Source organism: Sphingorhabdus sp., from assembly GCF_044354325.1.
Taxonomy (GTDB): domain Bacteria; phylum Pseudomonadota; class Alphaproteobacteria; order Sphingomonadales; family Sphingomonadaceae; genus Sphingorhabdus_B.
Map to the genome: position 1 here is coordinate 1 of NZ_JBILAF010000160.1, position 3,266 is coordinate 3,266.

A 3,266-nucleotide genomic window follows, 5' to 3' on the forward strand; every position below is an offset into this window, starting at 1 on the left:
CGTATGGACTGCGACATGGCGGCGTCCAATGGCGATTTGATGCACACGTACAAGGATTTGTTGACCAGCAACAAACGCGGCGAACGCGCAACCAAATCGCTGCGGCGCAAAAGCTGGTCGCCATCACTTTTCGTTCTGCACCTTGGCATCAAAGGCACATGGCCGGGCATTCCGCACCATATGATCCTCTTTGGCCCGCGCTACAAAGGCCTGCTGGACGACATTTATAAAAACGGCGTCCTGCCGCAGGATTTCTCGCTATATTTGCATCATCCAACCGTCACTGACCCAAGCCTAGCGCCCGAAGGTTGCTCGACATTTTATGTCCTCGCGCCTGTCGCACATATGGGCAAAGCGCCGCTCGATTGGGATGGCGATGTTGGTGAAGCGTTGAAGGAACGGATTTTGGATGAGCTTGAGCGCCGCCTGATCCCCGACATCCGCAGCCGGATCATGACGCAGTTCCATTACACACCGGCCGATTTTGGCCGCGACCTTTCGGCGCATTTGGGCAGCGCGTTCAGCCTTGAACCCGTTTTGTGGCAGTCGGCCTATATGCGTGCGCACAACCGCGATGATGCGATACACAATCTGTATTTCGTCGGCGCAGGCACGCACCCGGGCGCTGGCATCCCCGGCGTCGTCGGCAGCGCAAAGGCAACCGCCGCATTGATGCTGGAGGATGCAAATAGGTGAAACGGCTCGCGGTCTATTGCGGTTCTGCCACGCCCGATAACCCCGTCTATATCGAAGCGGCGCGCAGCGTCGGTAAGATGCTGGCGGAACGCGGCATTGGCGTCGTCTATGGCGGCGGCCGATTGGGGCTGATGGGCGCGGTGGCCGACAGCGCGCTTGCGGCAGGTGGTGAAGTCATTGGTATCATCCCCGAAGCACTGGTCGGCGCTGAAGTCGCGCACAAGGGCTGCACCGAACTGCACGTCGTTTCGGGCATGCACGAACGCAAAGCGCGCTTTACCGACCTGTCCGATGGCTTCATCACCATTCCCGGCGGCGTCGGGACGATGGACGAATTGTGGGAAGCCATCAGCTGGTCACAGCTTGGCTATCATCAAAAACCCGTCGGCGTTTTGAACATTGCGGGTTTCTATGATCAGCTTATCGCGTTCAACCAGAATATGATCGATGTCGGCTTTATCCGGCCGCAACATGCGGGTATCATGATCGTCGATGACACGCTGGACGGCTTGCTGGACAAAATGGCTGTCTATGTGCCGCACAAGACCATCTTCCAGATGAAAGCAGACGATTTGTGAACCAAGCCGCCATCAGCCCTTGCACAGATTTTTGCCGTGTCTGAATTTGATCGCCCTGCCCTTGTTCAATTTGCGCAGGACAGCATATCGCGCGGTTCAAAGTCCTTCCGTTTCGCCAGCCGGTTGTTTGACCGCACCACGCGCGAACGCGTGTGGCTGTTGTATGCGTGGTGCCGCAAATGCGATGATATGGCCGATGGTCAAGACCATGGCGGCGCGATGGCAGCGGTCACCGATCCTCAGGAAAGCCTTGCCGCCATTCGAACGCTGACCGCAAAAGCGCTGGCGGGCACGCCCACCGGTGAGCCTGCGTTTGACTGCCTCGGCGTTGTCGCGCGGGAATGTGGCATTACGGCCCGCATGGCGGAGGATGTCATCGAAGGCTTCGCATTGGATGCCGCAGACTGGCACCCCCGCCGCGAAAGCGATCTGTATCAATATTGCTATCATGTTGCTGGTGCCGTGGGCGTGATGATGGCCGTGGTGATGGGCGTTCCGGCGGATGATGATGCCACGCTCGACCGGGCCTGCGACCTTGGTCTCGCCTTTCAACTTGCCAATATCGCGCGGGATATTGCCGAAGATGACGCCGCCGGACGCTGCTATTTGCCCGACGACTGGCTGGCGACGCTCGATATCGGGCCGGGTGAGCATATGAAGCCGCATAACCGCAAAAAACTGGCGCTGATGGGCCGCTGGCTGGCGGATGAAGCCGAACAATATGAAGCGTCGGCCCGCGTCGGCGCGGCGCATCTGCCGCTGCGTGCACGCTGGGCGGTGCTGTCCGCCGCTGGCATTTATGGCGAGATCGCCCGCAAAGTCCGCGCCGCCGATAGCCACGCGTGGGACCAACGTATTTTCACCAGCCGCCCCGAAAAGTTTCGCTGGGTACGCAAAGCATTTGTTGATGCTGTTGCCAACAACCCGCGTGCCATGGACCGCGACGCTTTGTGGACGCGGACGCGGGTTTAACAGCGCGGGCTCGCTGAATTAGCCTAACGCCCCCCGCATTCGTCATCCTGAACTTGTTTCAGGATCTTACTTTTTCGACGTGGGTAGTAAGACCCTGGAGCCGGAGGCGTGCAGAGCACAAACAAGTTCAGGGTGACGGTGATGGACATGTGGACGTTGCCTGAAGCGAATTCAAGACGCCGACAAAATCCGCGCAGCGCGCCCCGACAGGCGCTCGACCACGGCGTCATGTATCCCCGGCGCGCAGCAAATTAGACCGAAATCCAATGGCTTGCGCTTATTATATAATATCGGTCCGCCAAGCGCATCGGTCACGACTGCGCCTGCTTCCTGCGCGACGAGGTGCGCAGCGGCGATGTCCCATTCATTGCCCCAGCGCAGCGTCGCCACCAAGTCAGCGCGGTCGCAGGCGACCATCGTCATCCGCATCGCAATGCTGTTGGGCTTGGTCACCGTCACAAGGTCCGCATCCAGCCGTGGCAATTCATCGGCGGGCACGCGTGATCCGGTGAAATCCAATCGCGTGCTGCCCGACAGAGGCGCATTGTTGCACGTCACGCCTTCACCGCGTGCCGCCACCCAGATTTTGTCCTCCGCCGGCGCGGCCATCACCGCAAAGATCGGAATACCATCGGCGACCAAGGCGACCGACACACACCAACCACTGCGTCCGCGCACATAATCGCGTGTGCCGTCGATAGGGTCGACCAGCCACAACAGCCGCGCATCCAGCCGCTTTGGATCATCCAGCGTCTCTTCGGACAGCCACGCCGCCTCCGGCAAAATCGCCTGCAAACGCGTTGTCAGCAACGCGTCGACGGCCATGTCGATTTCGCTCACAAAATTATCGCGGCTCTTTTCCCACACCTTGGCATCGGGCACTGCGCCATCGCGCCAGCTGGCAAACGCCAACGCCGCAGCTTCCTGCGTGGCTGCGATTACGGCGTCTCTATCAAGCTGGCGCTCAGGCACCTGCGATCATCATGCCGTCGATCCGCAAGGTCGGCACGTTGATGCTGC

The 3,266-nt window shown here is 59.8% G+C and carries 4 protein-coding genes; 3 read left to right on the plus strand and 1 reads right to left on the minus strand.

Going from position 1 to position 3,266, the window contains the following annotated elements; translation table 11 throughout:
* From crtI to ACIQ0G_RS10715, 3 genes are all read left to right on the plus strand, one after another.
* On the plus strand, window positions 1-696 hold a 696-nt coding region (gene crtI, locus ACIQ0G_RS10705), incomplete at its 5' end, for a phytoene desaturase family protein (RefSeq protein WP_397577891.1).
* Window positions 693-1,274, plus strand: coding sequence for a TIGR00730 family Rossman fold protein (locus ACIQ0G_RS10710; RefSeq protein WP_397577892.1), 582 nt, complete (start codon window positions 693-695; stop codon window positions 1,272-1,274). The genes crtI and ACIQ0G_RS10710, both read left to right, overlap by 4 nt.
* Before the next feature lie 27 nt (window positions 1,275-1,301).
* On the plus strand, window positions 1,302-2,246 hold the full coding sequence (locus tag ACIQ0G_RS10715; RefSeq protein ID WP_397577894.1) for a phytoene/squalene synthase family protein: 945 nt from the start codon (window positions 1,302-1,304) through the stop codon (window positions 2,244-2,246).
* A 171-nt stretch (window positions 2,247-2,417) separates the two neighbouring features.
* Here ACIQ0G_RS10715 and ACIQ0G_RS10720 read toward each other — a convergent pair whose 3' ends face one another.
* On the minus strand, window positions 2,418-3,218 hold the full coding sequence (locus ACIQ0G_RS10720) for an inositol monophosphatase family protein (protein WP_397577893.1): 801 nt from the start codon (window positions 3,216-3,218) through the stop codon (window positions 2,418-2,420).
* Window positions 3,219-3,266: the final 48 nt, after the last annotated feature.